This is a genomic window from Collinsella sp. WCA1-178-WT-3 (M1) (assembly GCF_009696325.1).
In the GTDB taxonomy this organism is placed as follows: domain Bacteria; phylum Actinomycetota; class Coriobacteriia; order Coriobacteriales; family Coriobacteriaceae; genus Collinsella.
Genome location: NZ_VUME01000002.1, coordinates 45,909 through 65,757, shown reverse-complemented (window position 1 = coordinate 65,757; position 19,849 = coordinate 45,909). Strand labels below are relative to the sequence as shown.

Sequence of the window (19,849 nt, the reverse complement as noted above, 5' to 3'; positions counted from 1 at the left end):
CGACCCTGCGGGACGACACGGCGAAAACCATCGTTGATTCCGGCAAGAGACGCCGTTTCTCTGGTACCTTCATCTTCAACCCAGACCGACAATGCCGGCCAGGCACTCAACCCAAAAGGAGACAGCATGCCCAACGAGCTCAGCTATGAGGTCAGCCTCGAGCGCAGCAACCAGATCCGCGCCGACCTGCCGCAGCACCCCGAGAAGTACACCATGCTCACCGGCGACCGCCCCACCGGCCGCCTGCACCTCGGCCACTACTTCGGCACGCTCAAGAGCCGTGTCGAGCTGCAGGACATGGGCGTCCACACCAACGTGCTCATCGCCGACTACCAGGTCATCACCGACCGCGACAGCACCGACAACATCCAGGACAACGTCTACAACATGGTCATCGACTACCTGGCCTGCGGCCTGGACCCCGACAAGACGATGATCTACACGCACTCCGCCGTGCCCGCGGCAAACCAGCTCATGCTGCCGTTCTTGTCGCTCGTCTCCGAGGCCCTGCTGCAGCGCAACCCCATCGTCAAGGCCGAGATGGAGGCCAGCGGCCATGAGCTCACCGGCCTTTTGCTCACCTACCCCGTGCACCAGGCGTGCGACATCTTGTTCTGCAAGGGCACGTGGTGCCGGTCGGGCGCGACCAGCTGCCGCACATCGAGCTCACCCGCACCATCGCACGCAAGTTCAACAACCGCTACGGCAAGGTGTTCCCCGAGGTCGACGCGCTGCTGTCCGACACTCCGCTGCTGCCCGGCCTTGACGGGCGCAAGATGAGCAAGTCCTACGGCAACGCCATCAACATCTCCATGACCGCCGAGGAGACGGCCAAGCGCATCAAGAAGAGCCAGACCGACGGCGAGCGCACGATCACGTTCGACCCCGAAGCCCGTCCCGGTGTGTCCGGCCTGCTCTCCACCGCCGCCATCTGCACCGGCCGCTCCGAGGTCGAGATCGCCGAAGAGATCGGCATGGGCGGCTCCGGCCAGCTCAAGAAGTACGTCACCGAAAGCGTGAACGAGTACTTTGCCCCCATCCGCGCCCGCCGCGAGGAACTGGTCCAGGATATGGACTACGTCAAGGACGTCCTACGCTAGGGCAATCGCCGTGCCAACGAGGTCGCCGAGGCGACGCTCGCCGAGGTACGCGAAGCCATGGGAATGGTGTACTAAGCCATCCGGCTCGCGGAAACGCGCCGCGACACGCGAATGGGCCATCTTCACGTGTCCACGCCTTCGACATAGCCAAGGTCTTACGAGGTGGGCGATAATAAGCCCGCCTCGTTTTTTACGTTGTATGGGGGATTGCATGTACCGACTTGTTGCCAGCGATATGGATGAGACGTTTCTCGATGCCGACCACGCCATCCCGGCGTCCAATCTCCGAGCACTCAAACGCATGAGGGAGCTCGGTGTGCTGTTCGTCCCTTCGAGCGGGCGATGGTATTCCTCTATCATGGACAACTTCTCGGGGGAGGCCCGCGAGCTGATCGAAGACGGCTATGTGCTCTCCTATAACGGCGGCTTCATCAACCGCGTGGGAGACCCCACCCCGCTCACCACCTGCGGCCTTTCCAACGAATGCGCGAACGCGATCTATTCAAAGGGGCTCGAACTCGGACTCTGCATGCACGTCAACGTCGCCGACGGCCATGTGTTCGTGAATGACGCACCCACACGGGAGCGCGACTATCTGGAATCGATCACCGGGGTCACTCATTTTCGCGGATCTGACCATCCCGACCTCTCATTCCTTGAAGGCCGTGGCATCGTGAAGATCCTGTACGTCGACTGGGACTTCGATGAGCTGCAGGAATTGGGCCGCAAGCTCGCGCCGATGGCCGAGCGACTCGGCGTTGACATCACCTTCTCCTCCAAGCGCTACCTCGAACTCATGCCCGCAGGCGTTGACAAAGGGACGGGGCTCACGCGCCTTGCCGATATGCTGGGAATTCCGATGTCCGAGGTCATCGCCGTTGGTGATTCCGCAAACGACCTCTCCATGATCAAGGCGGCGGGACTGGGCGTCGGCGTGGCGAATGTCACCGACGACGTGCGGCCGTATTGCGATGTCGTCCTTGAAACGGCTGGGACTGAGGGTGCGTTCTCCGAACTCATCGAGCGATTCCTTGAACCCCAACGACCACATGTCACTGTGTCTTTCTATTTGTAACCCTTGATTAACTTATGGAGAGGCTGTGTGCTCGTCGGTCTACGACTTGGGTCTCAGAGAATTAGCTATAGTTAACTTAATGAAGGCACAGGCGAATTAAAGACCTTCGACACGAACGTTGCACCTTCCCTCCCCTCGCGCAACACCTCTTTGGAAAGGCGCCCCGCGCATGTGGGGCGCCTTTCTTGACTACAATGGCGATATCGATTGAAAGTGAGGGCGGCATGGCAGACCGGGACACCGACGGATTCTTCAACCGCGTATACGACATGGTACGCCAGGTGCCCTGCAGCATGGTTGCCACATATGGTCAGATCGCCAAGCTCGTTGGTGAGCCCCGTCGAGCCCGATACGTGGGATACGCCCTGCACGTCAATCCGGAACCCGGCACCATCCCCTGTCATCGCATCGTATTCGCCGACGGACGCCTCGCGGAGGGGTTCGCCTTCGGTGGGCCCGAGGCGCAGCGCACACTGCTCGAGGACGAAGGCGTTGCCTTCCTCGCCAACGGACATGTCGACCTGCAGGCCTCTCGCTGGCCAGCGGGCCTGGTATGACAAGGGGCGCCGACAGCGCCCCTTCCCGTTTTGGATCCTTGGCAGGCAACCCAATCAAACGGTCGCCTCGAGTGCGTCCCCCGCGCGGTCGAGTGTGCTTCTGACCTTGGCACCCTGTTTGAACCACGTGCGCAGGTCCTCGAGCGTGCTGCCCGCTTGCATACACCTTGATTTTGCGACCACCCCTCGTGGTCACCGTGCAGCGGTCGCCGCTCTCGCTGTTCTCGTGCGCCGTGATCTTCTTGAGGTAATCGCGGCGAAACGCCACGACGCGGGCGTTGCTGATCTCGATGAACCAATCGTCATCGACAAGCGAAGTACCCGTGGCACCTCGGCTTGCCATCTCCTCGGAGAAGGAGAAACCGAGCGCGCGCTCCTGCCTGCCGATCTCGAGGATGCCGCGGGCCGGCATGCCGAGCATGAGCAGGGGCAGGAACCCCCCTATGAACAGGAACAGGAACGGGATGAGCACGAGCAGGCGCGCACCCTCGTCGGTGAAGACCGCCATGAAGGCGAGGACGAGCGAGAAGACGAGGGCCATGCCGTTGAAAACAATCGTCAACGGCTTGATGGCAGACCAACACAGGCCCGCCTTGGTCATGGGACCGTCGACGGCGTCCGAGACTTCGATGCCCTCTTCCTCCAGACGGGCGAGGAGGTTGAGCGAGCACACCCCCTCGAGGCTTATCGAGCAGAACTTCCGGTCGCCCTCGAATAGGTCGATCCTCATCATCTGCGCGTGAAGCGTTGCACGGGTGATGTTGCCAAACGTCGTCTCCTTGCGGATGCCGAAGGCGTTACGCGAGAGAATGCGCCCACCGTCCACGTCGATACGCGGGATGCTCAGCAAGGCCCAGATAGCCATACCCGCGAGCGCCATGGCATGACCGAACCACACAAGTTCGTGGTCCCACTCGCCCAGCGAGACGCCCTGCCAGACGTAGACACCCAGCATGAGCAGTTCGAACGCGACGGCGCAGCAGGCGATGATCGTGCGGATGGCTGCGGGCATGCGCACCGTGAAGCAATCGAGGCTGTCCGTTGCCTCGCTGCGCTCGCGCGCGCCGCGGCGGGCGACCCATGCAGTGAGCGGGCCGACGATGAACACGGTCATACCGACGCGCAGAATGGATTCGAGCAGATTACTCATAGGGGCCACCGCCTCGGGCTCTGGAGATTAACTGCAGGAAACGCTGCCAGAACGATGGGATGCGCACAACGTAAGGAGCCGCGTATCGGCAAGCGGCGGCATCGCAATCGCCCGGCGAACAGATGATGATCGGCGCCGGGCCAGACGAATTAAACAAAAGGGTGGTCGACGGCGCCCTCGCAGGCGCACCGTCGACCACCCTTCACGTCGCAGCGACCCTACGAGCCGTCCGAAACGAAACGCACTCCGCCAGAGCGCTACCCAATCTTGCGGATGCTCGGGATCGCCCAGGTGATGCCTGCTAGGATCACCATTGCAGCACCGATGAGCACGAAACACGCGCTTACGCCGATGGCGTCCGCGAACAAGGTCGATGCGACGAGCCCCACGGGCATGGCCCAGCTGCAGACCGCTCCGTACAGGCCGAAGACGCGGCCCATGCACTCGGGATCGACGCGCTCCTGCATGAGCGCCATCTGCGGCGCGCTGTACAGCGGACTCGAGACCCCCATCGCGAACGTAAGCCCCAGAAACACAACGAGCGCGGAAGGGGGCACGAGGCCGCCCGCGAGCGTGCCCGCTCCGAAGAGGCCGATGGCCAGCGTGCACGAAAGCGCGCGGTTCTTAAGGCCACCCGTCGCCCCGATCCAGCCGCTCGCCGCGATCATGCCGACCGAGAACGCGATCTCCGCGATAGCCGACTGCGTAGTGGTACCCCCAAAATGGTCGAACACCATGAGCGGGAACAGCGCGGATATGGGCGAGAACAGGACCGAGAAGGCGAAGCCGATCCAGAGCATGGCGAACAGACCGTGATGGCGCTTGAGCTCGCGGTACCCGTTGGCCGTCTCCAATAGGAAGGCCCGCACCGCGTGGTGCGACGCCTCGGCGTTCTCCTCGGGCGTATGGCGCTCGGGCGCCGGCGTCTTGATGCCGGAGGTCGCCACCGCGATGCTCGCGAGCACCGCGCCGGCGACATCGAGCGCGATCATGAAGGTCAGACCAAACGCCGGGTAGACCACCGCGGCGATGGCGTTGCCGATGATATAGCTACCCGACTGCATGAACTGCAGCATGCCCGCCAGCTTGCCGAGCACCTCGGGCGGGGCGATGAGCGGTGTGAGCGCGTTGAAGGCGGGCGTATGGAGCGTGCTGCCCAGCGCACGGACGAACAGCACCGCCGCCACAACGGCGACAGAGAGGTCGCCCCGAAGCGAGCCGAAGACAAGCGTGAGGCTCACGGCCGCGATGAAGAGATCGGCGCCGATCATGAGACGCTTGATGGACGTGCGGTCCACGATGGTGCCCGCGAAGGCGCCGAGGAGCGCCATGGGCAAGAAGGCCGCCAGGCTCACGAACGACAGGGCGCTCGCGGAGCCGGTGGTGAGGGTGACGTGCCAGATGAGACCCATCTGCAGAATGGAGCTCGTGAGCACGGAGAAGAACTCGCCGATCCAGACGATGGCGAGCGAGCGCTTCCAAGAAGCGCAGGGATTCGGTTGTGTCATGGAATAATCCTTTGATGCGATCGGTGGTATGCAGCGAAGTACCGGTCGCTCACGCGACCGTGGCTAGAGCCAAATCCTCATGGAAGCAAGCATGGTGCAGCTCCCCTTTCCAAATCTCGAGGTAAACCTTCAGCCGTGAGTGGGGCTATTATAGGGACTTGCGAGCCAAGATGCAACAGGAAGACCTCTACGGAGCGTAGATGCCGGGCGCCCCGAACCACTTATGCCATGAGAGACGGCATCCGATTCTCCTTGACTTGGTCTCAATGTGATATCACAATGCAATCAGCAGTCGCACGGACTGCTCGGGGACTCGCCTCCTCCCCATCGCAATCTGGAGCGCGGCGCCGGGGACGTCACGCAAACGCCGGCGCAGTCGTGAAAGGAACTCACAATGAGCGTGGAAAAGCAACTCAAGGCCAAGTCGGGCTACGGCATGCTCGTCGCCGTGGCGGTGGCGTTCATCGCCATCATCGGCCTCTTTATCTGGAGCACCATCGGGCTCGCGAGCACGCCCGACGGCGTCGACGCGCCCGCAGTCTACGGATGGGGGCTCGGCCTCAGCATCCTCGCGTTTTGCCTGTGGTTCATCCCACTCAACGGATTCTTCTCGCTGCAGCCCGGCCAGGCGCGCGTGTGCATCCTGTTCGGCAAGTACGTGGGCACCGTCCGCGACGAGGGCTTCTTCTGGGCCAACCCGTTCTTTAGCAAGAGCATGGGCGGATCGGCCGGGATCGGCGAGATGATCGAGCTCGAGATGAGCGATTCCAAGGCCGCCAAGGCCGCGGCGCAGAAGGCCGCCAAGGGCAACCCCACCACCATCTCCACCCGCGTGCGCACCCTGAATGGCGAGCGCCTGAAGGTCAACGACAAAATGGGCAACCCCATCGAGATCGCAACCGTCGTGGTGTGGCACGTCGCCGATACCGCCAAGGCGCTCTTCGACGTCGACGACTACCAGAGCTATGTCGCCATGCAGGCCGAGACGGCGCTGCGCCACGTGGCGAGCGTGTACGCCTACGACCACCTGGAGGACGAGTCCGATGCCGCCGGCGCCATCACGCTGCGCGCCAATGTGGAAGAGGTCTCCGAAGCCCTGCGCCGCGAGCTCGCGATGCGCCTGGCACCCGCCGGCGTGGAGGTCGACGACGCCCGCCTCACCCATCTTGCCTACTCCCCCGAGATCGCCCAGGCGATGCTGCGCCGCCAGCAGGCGGAGGCCGTCATCGCCGCACGCAAGAAGATCGTCGAGGGCGCGGTCTCCATGGTCGACATGGCCGTGAAGGAGATGGCTGCCGGCGGCACCATCGAGCTCGACGACGAGCGCAAGGCGCAGATGGCCAGCAACCTCATGGTGGTGCTCTGCGGTGAATCCGAGGCGCACCCGGTGCTCAACGCAGGCTCGCTGTACTAACCCCAACACCAATGAGTAATTTGGGGACGGGTGCAGAATTGCACATTCGACAAGAAGGCACGTCATGGCACGCAAGCAGTATCCACTCCGTATAGACCCCGCTATCTGGGAGGCCGTCCAACGCTGGGCGGACGATGAGATGCGCAGCGCCAACGGTCAGGTGGAATGGATCTTGCGAGACGCCCTCAAACGCGCGGGAAGGCTGCCGAAGAAAGAGCCCTCGTCCAAGGACGCGCCCAAAGGCGAGGAGGGCTAAGCTGGGAAGACAGGGCTCGGCCGCTGCCGACGTCGGGACAAAGCCGCGCCCCGCGCCGCGGTCGAGGCAGAGCTGAGCCCCGCCGCTCCAAAGTCGAGCCGAGCGGCGGGGCCAACACCAACCCAAAGCAAGCTCGCCCCCTCTATACGCACCAACCGGTCCCCGGAGGCATCCGCCTTTGGGGACCGTTCTTTTCCCAGCTAGATGTCGTATATAAAGCCTTTTGACAGCTCGATTTTGCCCCGTGGGGGTCAAATATAAAGACCTTTGATGGTACGATGCTCGCGTCAATGACATGGTGGCTCTCGACAGGGGTCACCCCGACCCTCTAGGGAGCAAACGCATGGAGCTGGGCTCGCACATCAAGGAGCATCGCACGGAGCTCGGACTGTCCCAAGACGATCTGGCGGAGCGCATCTACGTGTCGCGCCAGACCATCAGCAACTGGGAGTGCGGCCGTACGTATCCGGATGTCCAGAGCCTGCTGCTGCTTTCCAACGTGTTCGGGGTGACCGTGGACTCCCTCATCAAAGGAGATGTGGAAACCATGGCACAGGTAATGAACGAAGCGGTCAAGAAGTACAACGCCCTCTCCACAATCACGGTCGTGAGCGCGGTCGTGTTTTTGGTGCTGAGCGCGTGGGCGGCGTTCCAGTTCGAATGGGGCTGGGGCATGCACATCGCGCCCACCGCGGCGTTTGCCGCCGTGGCGCTCGTCGTGATGCTCGTGGCGTTCGTGTATATGGAACGCATGAAGAAGCAGCACGACCTCGTCACGTACCGCGAGGTGTTGGCGTTTAGCCGCGGCGAGCAGGTCGATCGCGACACGCTCGAGGGGCGCCGTGAGCGCGAGATGAACCCTTGGGTCAAGGGCACGCGCAACGCGGTGCAGATCATCATCGGCGCCATCGCCGGCGGACTGGTGGGCGTCGGCATCGGCATGCTCGCCAAGATGCTGAGTTAAAAGCGCGGGTACGCACCCGTTCCCCGAAATGGTATCCCCCTTTGCCCCCATTCTGAAGATGTATGCCAGAATGGGGGCGATTCCCGTTAGGAGGTGCCCCATGAACGTCACCGTACGCGCGTCCCTCATCGCATTGATCGCAATCGTTGACGCCTGCTGGGCAATCCCCGTCCTCCTGGTGAGCATCGTCCCATCCGATGCCGGCATGATCGCCATGATGACGCTGATCTACCTCGTGCTCCCCGTAACTGCGATCGCCCTCGGCCTGCTCGCCGCGAACTCCGCGAGGACGCTCTTCTGGATACCCGCAGCGCTCGGAATCGGACCCGCACTCCTGTTTCCCCTCGCGGTCGAGGGCAGCCAGGACCTTGCGTTCCATGGGGTTGCCTATACCGCAATCGGCTACGCCGCCATGGGCCTGCGCACCTGGACGACTGCTCGACAACATCGCTAAGCCATCGCCCCGCAAGCCTCCACAAGCCAAATCTCCCCGCGGCGATGGCACGCATCGCAGCAACAATCATGCAGGTAAACCCCGTGCAAAACAGTTTTTGCAGCGCCCGGCAAGCCTTGCCGCATATGATGTACAACAGATTCGATAGCGCACCCTACGTGTTCGCGGGACGCTCCTTCACGACCGGGAGGTGACGATGGACATCAGCAACCAGATCAAGACGCGGCGCGAGGCGATGGGCCTCTCGCAAGAGCAACTTGCCGAGAAGCTCTATGTATCGCGTCAGACGATCAGCAACTGGGAGCGGGACAAGACGTATCCGGACGTCCAGAGTCTGCTCATGCTGAGCATCCTATTCGACACCTCCATAGACACGCTCGTGAAGGGAGACGTGACCGTTATGGAAGAGGCAGTCGAAAGGGATCGCAAGCGCATGGGAACGCGGATGCTATGGCTGGCCGTGCTGATGCTCGCGTTGCTGGCGGTGGCGTTCGCACTGATACTGTCGCCGGCGTTTAACTGGATGGAGGGCACCTGGGGCGCCGGCGTCGCCGCGGCTGCGGCGTTCCTGCCGGCGATAGCGGCGCTTGTTGTCGCAACCGTCCTCGAGCGCATCAAGCGCGAGAACGACCTGGTGACATACCGCGAGATCCTCGCTGTCCGCAATGCAGACAGGTGCTTTACAGCCACAAGCGCGATAGTTTCAACAACAAGATGCAGTGCCCCAGAGCCCCTAGCAGTCGACGATGGTCTTGCCGATCATGATGTTGAGGATCTCGACGTCGGTATCCTTCATGCCAACGCGGCCCACATAGCCCATGCTGGCGATCGTCTCTTCCACCGTATCCTGAATCAGGCCCTCGCCGGCACGGAAGCCGCGGCCCTGCATGGCCATATCGTGGCCCAGAATCGCCGCATCAACGGCAGCGGAAATCTTAGCGGCGCAGCTTGCCTTGGCGCCATCGCACACGATGCCGCCCACGTTACCGAGCGTATTGGAGACCGTCGCGCCGATCTGCTCGCGCGTGCCACCGCACAGCCAGGTAATCGCCGCGCCGGCACCGCACGCAGCGCAAATAGCACCGCAAAACGCCGAGAGCGCACCAATATAGCTCTTGATATGCACGGCAATAAGATCAGACAGCATCACGGCACGCACCAGGCGCTCGTGGTCGCAGCGCAGGTAGTCGGCATATTCCATAACGGGCAACGCACAGGTAATACCCTGGTTGCCCGAGCCGCACACAATGGCGACCGGTAGCGCACAGCCGTTCATACGGGCGTCAGACCCGGCGGCCGCACGCGCACGCGCACGGCAGGCGACATCGTCGGCGCGAGCGCCCAGCAGCGTACGGCCCACCTCGGCGCCCCAAGCGTTCACCAAGCCCTCGGCGCTAATAGCGCCGTTCAGCTCAATCTGACGCTCAACGGCAGCGCGGGCGCCCTCGATGTCGCCGTCCTCGATAAAGTCAATGATAGACTCAATCGACATGGGCGTATCGGCGGCACGCTCGGCCACGATGCGCTCGGCGCAGGCGGCACACTCCCCCGCCGACTTGCCACACATCGGAATGCCATCGAGTGTATGGCACGTAACATTGGTGTGATGGTCGGTGATCTCGACGACCGCAGTATGACCTCCGGCCGTGGCAGTCACCTTAATGTAGAGGTTGGGCACACCCTCGACAAGCGACACATCGCAGTAGTCGGCATCGGAGAGCAGCTCGGTCACGCGAGCACGGTCTGCATCGCCAACACTCTCGAGCACCTCGAGCGCGTTCTTGGCGTCACCGCCCACGGCACCCAGCACGGCCGCGGCCTCAATACCGTGCATACCGCCCGAGTTGGGCACGGTCACGCTCTTTACGTTCTTGATGATGTTGCCTGAGCAGGCAACATCCATATGTTCGGGTTCGCAACCGAGCGTCTGGCTCGCCAGCGCCGCCGCATAGGCAACGGCAATGGGCTCGGTGCAGCCGAGCGCACAGACAAGCTCGCGGTTCAAAACATCACAAAACGCGGTATCACGGATGGAATCGGTAGGCATAGGTATCTCCTACATGTATAACGGGTTGCTCTCGCAAGTATCAACTTCTCCATTTGATAACAAGGCACCAAAAACCGCAAGTCGAGTTCCGGCAGACGGCCGCCAGAAGCAAATTGGCGGCATTTTTCGTGATGGGCTGATGTTCGCGTCCGCTAAAGCGTTTGACCAAAAAACGCCCGAGTGTTTAGGCAAAAGACGCGCTATCATGCAGTCGAACGCGGTAAAACCTTTAGCAATTCCGCCGCACGGACCAGAGAGGAACCACTCATGAAGATCGGTATCGGCAACGACCACGCCGCCGTCGAGCTCAAGAACATCATTTCCGAGCACCTGAAGGAGCGCGGCTGCGAGGTCGTGAACTTTGGCACCGACACCTCCGAGAGCTTTGATTACCCCATCGCCGGCTACAAGGTGGGCAAAGCCGTAGCCAACGGCGACGTCGATCTGGGCATCCTGATCTGCGGCACCGGTGTCGGGATTAGCTTGGCCGCCAACAAGGTCGAGGGCGTTCGTGCCGTCGTGTGCTCCGAGCCCTTCAGCGCCAAGCTCTCGCGCATGCACAACAACACCAACGTGCTCGCCTTTGGCGCCCGCGTCGTGGGCTCCGAGCTCGCCAAGATGATCGTCGACGAGTGGCTCGATGCCGAGTTTGAGGGCGGCCGTCACGAGCGTCGCGTCAATCTCCTCAACGAGATCGACCAGACCCGCGGCCTCAAGGTCGTCGACGAGGCCTAAAGACTTACAACACCATACGTTAACGACAGCCCCCGTCCGGAACACACATCCGGACGGGGGCTGTTTCGTAGATTTTTGGGATATACCTAGAAATCTACTGGAATAAAAAGGGCGCCGCGGATGGAATTCCGCGGCGCCAAAGCCACACGCTAACAGCTTTGAGGAGTCAAAGCTGGTTTAGCCAAAGAAGCGCTTGATCTCGATCTCGGCGTTCTCCAGGCAGTCGGAGCCGTGGATCACGTTGGCGTTGACATCGACAGCGAAGTCGCCGCGAATGGTGCCGGGGGCAGCGTCAAGCGGGTTGGTAGCGCCCATAAGGGTGCGCATCTTGGAGACAGCGGAGAGACCGGAAACGACCATCTTGACGACCGAACCGCTCGTCATAAAGTCGCAGAGATCGCCAAAGAAGGGCTTGTCGGCCAGATGGGCGTAGTGCTCCTCGACGGTAGCGCGCTCGAGCGTGGTCATCTCCATGCGCTCGATGACAAGGCCGCTACGCTCAATGCGAGCGACGATCTCGCCGATCTTGCGATCGCGCACAGCGTCGGGCTTAATCATGATGAAGGTCTTCTCGATAGCCATAAGGTAGCCTTTCAAGTAGGTTCGCGCGTGCCCAAGTCCCATTCCGGCACCCGCCTGGACTGCATCGTAACAGAGTTTTAGCTGCAGTTAAACAAAAAGCTGTTTTTTGAAACATTACAATTTATTAAAACGTTCCATATGTGTCACTTCTGTTTCGAAGCCTGATTAGAGTACCATCCGACCGCGCATCAACCGCGCCGAACCGAGCGGACGGTCGGTTGCCGCCCGTGAACGTACCCCCTTCACAACCTGCCCAAAGGTCCTACAGAAGTTCTCGACAAGCCCCTTCCCCATTGCAACAAAATACGGGCGCCCGCAGCAACAGACGCCCGTAAAAGCAAAAACGATTTATCAATAAATGGCCAAAGCCGCTTTAACTAAACCCTTACTTTGCCCCGTGGCCCATCTCGACGACCTTAGTCAGCGATCCAAGCACACCTTCGTCGGCAACGAGTTGTGCCTGGGCACGCTGCAGCTGCACGGCAACGGCAGCAGGGGCGGAACCGCCCTCGGTCGTGCGTGCAGCGACAATCGACGGGATGTCGAGCGCCTCGGTAATGTCGTGCTCAAAGAGCGGGCTTGCCTCTTGGAACACCTCAAACGGCAGGTCCTCAAGATTGCAGCCGCGCTTCTCGCACATCAGGACCAAATGGCCCACCACGGCGTGGGCCTCGCGGAACGGCAGGCCACGCTTGGCCAGGTAATCGGCAACATCGGTGGCGGCAAGGTGCCCCACGCCGCACTCGCGCGCCATGGCATCCTCGTTGACGGTCCAGGTCGAAATCATACCGGCCATAACGGACAGGCACTGCATGAGCGTATGGGCGGTATCGAGCGCACCCTCCTTGTCCTCCTGCAAGTCCTTGTTATAAGCGAGCGGCAGGCCCTTCATGGTCACGAGCAGCTGCACCAGGTTGCCATAGACTCGGCCGCTCTTGCCGCGGATAAGCTCGGCAAAATCGGGGTTCTTCTTCTGCGGCATGATGGACGAGCCAGTGGAATACGAGTCTGAAAGCGTGATAAAGCCAAACTCGGAGCTCGACCACAGCACGATCTCCTCGGAAAGACGCGACAGGTGCATCGCCATGACGGAGCCGGCGTAATGCAGGTCGAGGAGGAAATCACGGTCGGAAACCGCATCGAGCGAGTTGGGAATCACGCCCGCAAAGCCAAGTTCGGCGGCCGTCATCTGACGATCGAGCGGATAGCTCGTACCGGCAAGCGCGGCAGCGCCCAGCGGGCAGTTGTCGGCAGCATCAAAGGCGGCCTTCAGGCGTGTAAAGTCGCGCGCGAACATCCAAGAATACGCCAGCAGATGATGCGACAGCAGCACGGGCTGAGCATGCTGCATGTGCGTGTAACCCGGCAGAATCACCTTGTTGTACTGTTTGGCCGCATCCACCAGCACGTGGCGCAGCTCAAGATTGGCCTCCATGAGCTCCTTGGCCAGCGCCTTGACGCCCAGGCGCGTATCGGTCGCCACCTGGTCGTTGCGCGAACGCCCGGTATGCAGGCGCTTGCCCGCCTCGCCGATGCGACGGGTCAGCTCGCTCTCGATGGACATATGAATGTCCTCGTCGTTGATATCGAAGGTGAAGTCGCCGGCATCGATATCCTGTTCGATTGCGGTCAGACCCTCGGCAATCGCCTGCTCGTCCTTTGCACTGATAATGCCCTGGGCCGCCAGCATCTTGGCATGCGCCTTAGAGCCAGCGATATCTTGCTTATAGAGATGTTTGTCGACCGGCAGCGACGCGCCAAACTCCTGCGTGACCTCGGCCACGCCCGCCTCAAAACGACCGCCCCAAAGAGCCATGGAACCGTCCCCTTTCTCTAAATACCAAAACAAGCGCCCAAAGCAAAGCGCCATGTCGCTAAAGCGATTTATCAACCGCTAGTTTTGCACATTCCCCGCCGTGCGCGAGACCATGTGGCTAATTTGCAAAGAAGTGACGCACCAGGCACTTGGCGCCCATCGACTCCCGCCAGCCGTTGCTCGCCGAGCCGTCAATCCATGCCTTCAGGCTCATAGGGACATCCTCGACCTTTGCAGCATCGAACTCGGGCGCGAGGGCAAGTAAAGCATGCGCAATAGCATTGAACATAATGGATACTCCTCATATATATAGGCGCAGAGCCGCCAAATTGATAGAAGGAGCCCCGCCGGACAACCCCGGCGGGGCTCGGACTCAGCCGCAGACGCGGCATCATATATGCGGGCGGAATGTAGGGGCCACCGATGTTAAGAAGTGTCAGCAAGCATAACGAAAGGTAGGGACCCCATGCGCCCGTTATGTATCACGCGGATGGGCCGCGCGGATACCAAGGGAGAAAGACTTAAGCCTGAGCGGCAGCAGAGCTGGGACCCTGGACCTTGGCCCACGTCTTGAGCGACAGCGTGTCGATCTCGATAAAGCCGGCGCTGGCCTTCTCGTCAAACGTGGTGTCGCGGTCGTAGGTGGCCAGACCGTAGTCATAGAGGCTGAAGGGGCTCTTGCGGCCGACAACATGGCAGTTGCCCTTAAAGAACTTCAGACGAACGGTACCGGTCACGAACTTCTGGGTATCGGCCATAAAGGCGTCGAGTGCGTTTTTGAGCGGGCTGTACCACTGGCCGTTGTACACAGCGGTGGCCCAATCCTGCTCGAGCTTAATCTTGGTCTTGAGCAGATCGCCCTCGACACAAATATCCTCGAGCGCCTTGTGGGCGGTGATAAGCGTCAGGGCGCCGGGAACCTCATAGCACTCGCGGCTCTTGAGGCCCACCAGACGATCCTCGACCAGGTCGAGACGGCCAAAGCCGTTGTCGCCGGAGATCTTGTTGAGGGCGATGACGATCTCGGAGAGCTTCATCTTCTTGCCGTCGACGGCGACGGGCTTGCCGGCCTCAAACTCAATCTCGGTGTAGGTCGGGGTGTCGGGCGTGTCCTCGGGATTCTTGGTCATAACCCAGGCGTCGTCGAGCGGCTCGTTCCAGGGATCCTCCAGGTGGCCGCACTCAATGGCACGACCCCACAGGTTGTCGTCGATGGAATAGGGGTTGTCGTTGGCACCCTCGGGAACCGGCACGTTGTGGGCGTGAGCATAGGCGACCTCGTCGGGACGGCACTTCAGATCCCACTCGCGAACCGGGGCGATAACCTTGAGCTCGGGGTCGAGGGCCTTGACGGCAGCCTCAAAACGGACCTGGTCGTTACCCTTGCCGGTGCAGCCGTGGGCGACGTAGGTCGCGCCAAACTCGTGGGCGACCTCGACAAGCTTCTTGGCGAGCAGCGGGCGAGACAGAGCGGAAAGCAGCGGGTACTTGTTCTCGTACATGGAATTTGCGGCGATGGCCTTGGTCAGGAACTCATCGGAGAACTCATCGCGCAGGTCGAGTACCTGGCAATCAAGAACGCCCAGGTCGAGCGCTTTCTGTTTCTTGGCATCCAGGCCGGTCTCCTCCTGGCCCACGTTGCCGCAGACGCAAACGACATCGAGATTCTTCTCGTCCTGGAGCCACTTAACACATACGGATGTATCAAGTCCACCAGAATATGCGAGAACGACTTTTTCCTTGCTCATGGCTGTTTCCTTTCGCCCTTGATAGCTAGTTAGAACATCGGTCAGTTGCAAGTCATTTCAAGGTCACATATCGTGCAATATCAGGTTAAATAGCATAAAGCACCACAACATGCCCTAGAAACATGCAGTTGTGTCGTGCGAAAACCCGACGACCTAGAAAATGACTCTGTTGAGGCAATTCGCCCCATGCGGACAGAGACGATTGTTATCGTCGTCGGGAAATTGCGCGCTGGCGTCGGATGGCATTGTCTGCAGTGGTGATGATCTGTACGAACTGCATCTGCCTCTCCTTTCACACATCGCCGAGCGCAATTCAAATATCGTAAACGGTACCTTCTCCTCGGTAAGCGGTCGTTTTTCCGTCTCCGTTTTCGATGTTCGCTATAATACGCTAAAGTGTCCGCTGCACAAGCGACAAATTCAAATTTCTGAAAAGTTTTTTCATCACTTTGTGAATAGTGATGCAAATACGCGCCAATCCTGCGAAAATACGCCCGATTACCAAGTAGAGGGTCATTACACCCGAAACATTCCGGAAACCGAAAGGCGCGTTTTATGCAAACTTACGAATCAGACGCCAACATCGGCAACATCAAGATTCTCGCCGTCGATATGGACAAGACGTTACTCACCGACGAGCGCGTGCTGCCGCAAGGCCTTGACGAACACCTGGACAAGCTCGCCGAAGCCGGCATCGTATTCTGCCCCGCCAGCGGACGTCCCGCCCCCAAGCTCGAGGAGATGTTCGGGGGCATCAAGAACCGCATCGCTTTTTGCCCCGATAACGGAGCCTGCGTCATCTATCGCGGCAACTATATCTATAAGAGCAATATCGATGTGGCGCTCTACCACAAGGTCCTGGCACATGCCGTGGAGGACCCGCGTGCCGTTCCCGTCCTGTGCTGCTATGACGATGCTTACGTTTTGGCGCGCGACCACAAGTACCACGACGAGATCAGCATCTACTATTCTGCCATCAACTACATCGACACCTTTGAGGGTCTTGACGTCGAATCCAACAAGATTTCGATCTTCTTCCCCGCCTACGACGCCGAGCCTGCGTTCCGCGAGATCTATAACCCCGCGTTCTCGGATCAGCTCTACGTCACCAATGCCGGCCGCGAGTGGATCGACTTTATGAACCTGGGCGTCGACAAGGGCGCCGGCGTCGCGCACCTGTGCGAGCACTTGGGCATCGATATCGCCGATGCCGCCGCCGTGGGCGACACCTACAACGATATCCCTATGCTCGAGCGCGTCGGGCATAGCTTTATCGTGGACAATGCCGAAGAGCATATGGATGCGCACGCTAAGTGGCGCATTCCGAGCAACAACGACGGGGGCGTACTGACGCTCATCGACGCCATCTTGGCGGCTCGTTAACGTAGCTCGTCGGACCTGGCCGGGCGAGACGGGTAAGTTTTTCGCTCGGTCAGGTCCTGGGCTCGCTCGGAAAGCACATTAAGTGCTTTCCGGCTCGTGCGGAATCTACGAAAAACTTACCCGTCTCGCCCGGCCAGGTCCTTGGGTGACTTGCTTGCCGCCTAGATGGCGTCTTGGGTGTCTAGATACTTGGCTGATTTTTTGGAATGAAGGGGGCTCCTTGTTGGCAAGGAGCCCCCTTCTGCCTTTAGTTACTTTGGAACTGTGGTTGCTTTCCTATTTCGCGTCGGCCCAGGTTATGCCGGTGCTGGCTTCGGCGATCAACGGTACGCGGAGGTCTACTACGTGCTCCATGACGTCGCGGACCATGGCGGTCAGGCGCTCAACTTCGTCGACGGGGCACTCAAAGTCCAGCTCGTCGTGCACCTGCAAGATCATGTGGGCGGCAAAGCCCTCTTCTTCCAGGCGGCGGCTTACGCGGGCCATCGCGATCTTGATGATGTCGGCGGCGGTGCCCTGCATGGGGTGATTCATGGCCGTACGCTCACCAAAGCCGCGGAGCTGTGGGTTTTTGGCCTTGAGCTCCGGAATATGACGCCGACGGCCATACATGGTCTCGGCGTAGCCCGTCTGCTTGGCGCGCGCCACCACGTTGTCGAGGAACGTGCGCACGCCCGGGTAGGCCTCGTAGTAGCGATCGATCATGCCACGCGCCTCGGCCATCGAGATGTGCAGCGACTGCGACAGACCGTACGCCTGTTGACCATAGACGATGCCAAAGTTCACAGCCTTGGCGCGGCTGCGCAAGTCGGGCGTTACCTCGGACACCGAAACGCCAAACACGCGCGCAGCCGTCTCGGCATGGAAGTCCTCGCCCTCGTTAAAGGCGCGCACCAGGTGCTCGTCACCCGAGAGATGCGCGAGTAGACGCAGCTCGATCTGCGAGTAGTCCACCGCCAAAAAGACGCTGCCCTCGCCTGCCGAAAACGCCGTCTTAACGGTACGGCCCAGCTCAGAGCGCGTCGGGATGTTCTGCAGGTTCGGGTCGCTCGAGGACAGGCGACCCGTTGCCGTGATGGTCTGGTTGTACGTGGTGTGCACGCGACCGTCACCACGGCGCAGCGGACCTAGCGTGTCCAGATAGGTCGACTTAATCTTGGACTTCTCACGCCAGTCCAAAATCAGGCGCACGATTTCGTGGTCACGGGCAAGGTCGCTCAGCACCTTGGCGTTGGTCGAATAGTACCCGCGCTTGGTCTTTTTGAGGCCCTTGGTCGGAAGCCCCATAACGTCAAAGAGCACGTGCGAGAGCTGCATGGGACTGCCGATGTTAAACGTCTCATCACCTGCCAGGTCGCGAATGCTGCGCTCGACCTCGGTGATCTGGGTCGCCAGGCCCTCGGACAGGCTGCGCAGCCGGTCGGGATCTACGAGCATGCCCGCGCGCTCCATCTTGGCAAGCACCGGCACGAGCGGCATCTCAATGCCATCGAACACGTTGGCGGCGTTCTCGCGGGCCATGCGGTCGCGAAGCGGCGCCACGAGCGCCAGCGTCAACGCCGCGGTACGGGCAGCAGGAGCAGGAGCGTCCTCGCCAGCACCATCCGCACCGCGCGCCGCAGGCAGCGCCATCTGCAGATAGGTATCGGCCAGATATGCCTCGTCAAACTCGGAACGGTCGGAATCCAACAGGTACGCGGCAACCACGGTATCAAAGATGCGCACGGAATCGACTGCCAGCGGGTCCATGAGCTCGGGCTCAGAAGAATCGATGGGCGAAAGCTCATGCAGCAACGCCTTCATGTCCGGGCTCGCCACGCGGCCCTCCATAAACAGGCGCGCGAGCACGCCAGCGATAACGCCGTGGGCAGAATTGAAGCCCTCGACAGCGGCAGGCGTGCCGTCATCGGCTTCCTCGAGCGCAAAGAGCCCCTTGGACGTCGCCAGCCACAGCGTACGCGTCAGGCCAAAGAGCGCACCCTCCTCCTTGTCATCGTCCACCACGGCGGCGACCCACTCGCCCGCATCAATCGCGCGAGAGATCTCGGCCGCCACAGCAGCAAGTGCCTCAGCATCGCCGGCGGCCGCACGCGAAACCGCGGGCATCTCGAACGCGCTGGCAGCGGGCACGACCCCGCCCTCGCCGCCAATCAGCGCCAGGAAGCGGTTCTGCATGGCCGTAATGCCAAGTGCGCCCAGCGCCGCGGACACCTCATCGGCAGAAAACGATGGGAAGGACGTCGCGTCAAAGTCGAGCTCGACAGGTGCATCGGTGCGGATGGTCGCAACCTTGCGGCTCAGCAGCGCATCGTCGATGTGTGCACGCAGGTTCTCGCCCATCTTGCCCTTGACCTCGTCAGCATGCGCAATGACCTCGTCCAAGCTGCCGTACTGCGCGATGAGCGCGCTCGCCTTTTTGGGGCCGATGCCCGGTACGCCGGGAATGTTGTCCGACGTATCGCCCTTCAGACCGTAAAAATCGGGCACGAGCGCCGGCGTAATGCCGTGATACAGGTCGTCCACGCTCTCGGGTGTCATGATCGCCACGTCGGACAGGCCCTTGCGAGTCGAGACCACGTTGACGTGCTCGGTCACAAGCTGATACATGTCACGGTCGCCGGTCACCAGCAGCATGTCGCAGCCGGCCTCCTCACCCAGGCGCGCCATGGTTCCCAGAATATCGTCGCCCTCCCAGCCCTCGGACTGCAGAATTGGCACGTTGAGCGCCGTGAGCAGCTCCTTAATCATGGGAAACTGCGCATGCAGATCGGGGTCCATGGGCGGGCGCTGCGCCTTATACTGCGGCAGCATCTCCATGCGCACGCGCGGCTTGCCCTTGTCAAACGCCACGACCACACCGTCGGGGTTAAAGGCATCGATCATCTTAAGAAACATGTTCAGAAAGCCAAAGATCGCGTTGGTGGGGCGACCGTCCGGCGCGTTCATGGTCGGCGGCACGGCGTGGAAGGCGCGGTGCATGAGCGAGTTGCCGTCGATAACGGCAAAGGTGCGGCGCTTGTCAGACATATTGAATACCTCGCTTTGGACTGGGCACGGCTT

At 61.0% G+C, this 19,849-nt stretch carries 15 protein-coding genes and 2 pseudogenes; 10 read left to right on the top strand and 7 right to left on the bottom strand.

All coding sequences use genetic code 11. The features are described 5' to 3' along the window. Window positions 1–126: 126 nt before the first annotated feature. The 3 genes and pseudogenes from trpS (at window position 127) to FYJ40_RS01980 (ending at window position 2,732) form a co-directional block, all read left to right on the top strand. A pseudogene (trpS, locus tag FYJ40_RS09160) lies at window positions 127–1,175 on the top strand (tryptophan--tRNA ligase). 136 nt (window positions 1,176–1,311) lie between these two features. Then, a complete protein-coding gene (locus FYJ40_RS01985) occupies window positions 1,312–2,175 on the top strand; it encodes an HAD-IIB family hydrolase (RefSeq protein WP_229770624.1) in 864 nt (287 codons plus the stop codon). 194 nt (window positions 2,176–2,369) lie between these two features. Next, window positions 2,370–2,732: an MGMT family protein gene (locus FYJ40_RS01980; RefSeq protein WP_195838530.1), complete on the top strand. Its 363-nt coding sequence runs from the start codon at window positions 2,370–2,372 to the stop codon at window positions 2,730–2,732. Window positions 2,733–4,139: 1,407 nt separating this feature from the next. On the opposite strand, the gene FYJ40_RS01970 is transcribed toward FYJ40_RS01980, so the two are convergent. Further along, window positions 4,140–5,390, bottom strand: coding sequence for an MFS transporter (locus FYJ40_RS01970; protein ID WP_117734982.1), 1,251 nt, complete (start codon window positions 5,388–5,390; stop codon window positions 4,140–4,142). A gap of 394 nt (window positions 5,391–5,784) precedes the next feature. Here FYJ40_RS01970 and FYJ40_RS01965 point away from each other — a divergent pair, with 394 nt between their 5' ends. The 5 genes and pseudogenes from FYJ40_RS01965 to FYJ40_RS09115 form a co-directional block, all read left to right on the top strand. After that, on the top strand, window positions 5,785–6,804 hold the full coding sequence (locus tag FYJ40_RS01965) for an SPFH domain-containing protein (RefSeq protein ID WP_154515311.1): 1,020 nt from the start codon (window positions 5,785–5,787) through the stop codon (window positions 6,802–6,804). Window positions 6,805–6,868: 64 nt separating this feature from the next. Continuing rightward, window positions 6,869–7,060: an Arc family DNA binding domain-containing protein gene (locus tag FYJ40_RS01960; protein WP_117743601.1), complete on the top strand. Its 192-nt coding sequence runs from the start codon at window positions 6,869–6,871 to the stop codon at window positions 7,058–7,060. Window positions 7,061–7,403: 343 nt separating this feature from the next. Further along, complete coding sequence (locus FYJ40_RS01955) at window positions 7,404–8,024, top strand: helix-turn-helix domain-containing protein (RefSeq protein WP_117762863.1); 621 nt, start codon at window positions 7,404–7,406, stop codon at window positions 8,022–8,024. 100 nt (window positions 8,025–8,124) lie between these two features. Continuing rightward, on the top strand, window positions 8,125–8,478 hold the full coding sequence (locus FYJ40_RS01950) for a hypothetical protein (protein ID WP_154515309.1): 354 nt from the start codon (window positions 8,125–8,127) through the stop codon (window positions 8,476–8,478). A gap of 196 nt (window positions 8,479–8,674) precedes the next feature. Next, a pseudogene (locus tag FYJ40_RS09115) lies at window positions 8,675–8,797 on the top strand (helix-turn-helix transcriptional regulator); the annotation flags it as partial. A 414-nt stretch (window positions 8,798–9,211) separates the two neighbouring features. On the opposite strand, the gene FYJ40_RS01940 reads toward FYJ40_RS09115, so the two are convergent. Next, window positions 9,212–10,525, bottom strand: a complete 1,314-nt coding sequence (locus FYJ40_RS01940) for a serine dehydratase subunit alpha family protein (protein ID WP_154515307.1) — start codon at window positions 10,523–10,525, stop codon at window positions 9,212–9,214. A 267-nt stretch (window positions 10,526–10,792) separates the two neighbouring features. Between FYJ40_RS01940 and rpiB the strand changes: the two genes are divergently transcribed. Then, window positions 10,793–11,260: a ribose 5-phosphate isomerase B gene (gene rpiB / locus FYJ40_RS01935; protein ID WP_055251633.1), complete on the top strand. Its 468-nt coding sequence runs from the start codon at window positions 10,793–10,795 to the stop codon at window positions 11,258–11,260. A 177-nt stretch (window positions 11,261–11,437) separates the two neighbouring features. Here rpiB and ndk read toward each other — a convergent pair whose 3' ends face one another. The 4 genes from ndk to FYJ40_RS01915 form a co-directional block, all read right to left on the bottom strand. Beyond that, window positions 11,438–11,842, bottom strand: coding sequence for a nucleoside-diphosphate kinase (ndk, locus tag FYJ40_RS01930; protein WP_154515305.1), 405 nt, complete (start codon window positions 11,840–11,842; stop codon window positions 11,438–11,440). Window positions 11,843–12,227: 385 nt separating this feature from the next. After that, window positions 12,228–13,658 (bottom strand): argininosuccinate lyase, encoded by a 1,431-nt coding sequence (gene argH / locus FYJ40_RS01925; protein ID WP_154515303.1) that lies wholly within the window; start codon window positions 13,656–13,658, stop codon window positions 12,228–12,230. Window positions 13,659–13,776: 118 nt separating this feature from the next. Beyond that, window positions 13,777–13,947: a hypothetical protein gene (locus FYJ40_RS01920; RefSeq protein WP_154515301.1), complete on the bottom strand. Its 171-nt coding sequence runs from the start codon at window positions 13,945–13,947 to the stop codon at window positions 13,777–13,779. Between the two features lie 232 nt (window positions 13,948–14,179). Beyond that, window positions 14,180–15,406, bottom strand: coding sequence for an argininosuccinate synthase (locus FYJ40_RS01915; protein WP_035138001.1), 1,227 nt, complete (start codon window positions 15,404–15,406; stop codon window positions 14,180–14,182). A 555-nt stretch (window positions 15,407–15,961) separates the two neighbouring features. Here FYJ40_RS01915 and FYJ40_RS01910 point away from each other — a divergent pair. After that, complete coding sequence (locus FYJ40_RS01910) at window positions 15,962–16,789, top strand: Cof-type HAD-IIB family hydrolase (RefSeq protein ID WP_154515299.1); 828 nt, start codon at window positions 15,962–15,964, stop codon at window positions 16,787–16,789. Between the two features lie 276 nt (window positions 16,790–17,065). Here FYJ40_RS01910 and polA read toward each other — a convergent pair whose 3' ends face one another. Next, a complete protein-coding gene (polA, locus tag FYJ40_RS01905) occupies window positions 17,066–19,816 on the bottom strand; it encodes a DNA polymerase I (RefSeq protein WP_154515297.1) in 2,751 nt (916 codons plus the stop codon). Between the last annotated feature and the right edge of the window lie 33 nt (window positions 19,817–19,849).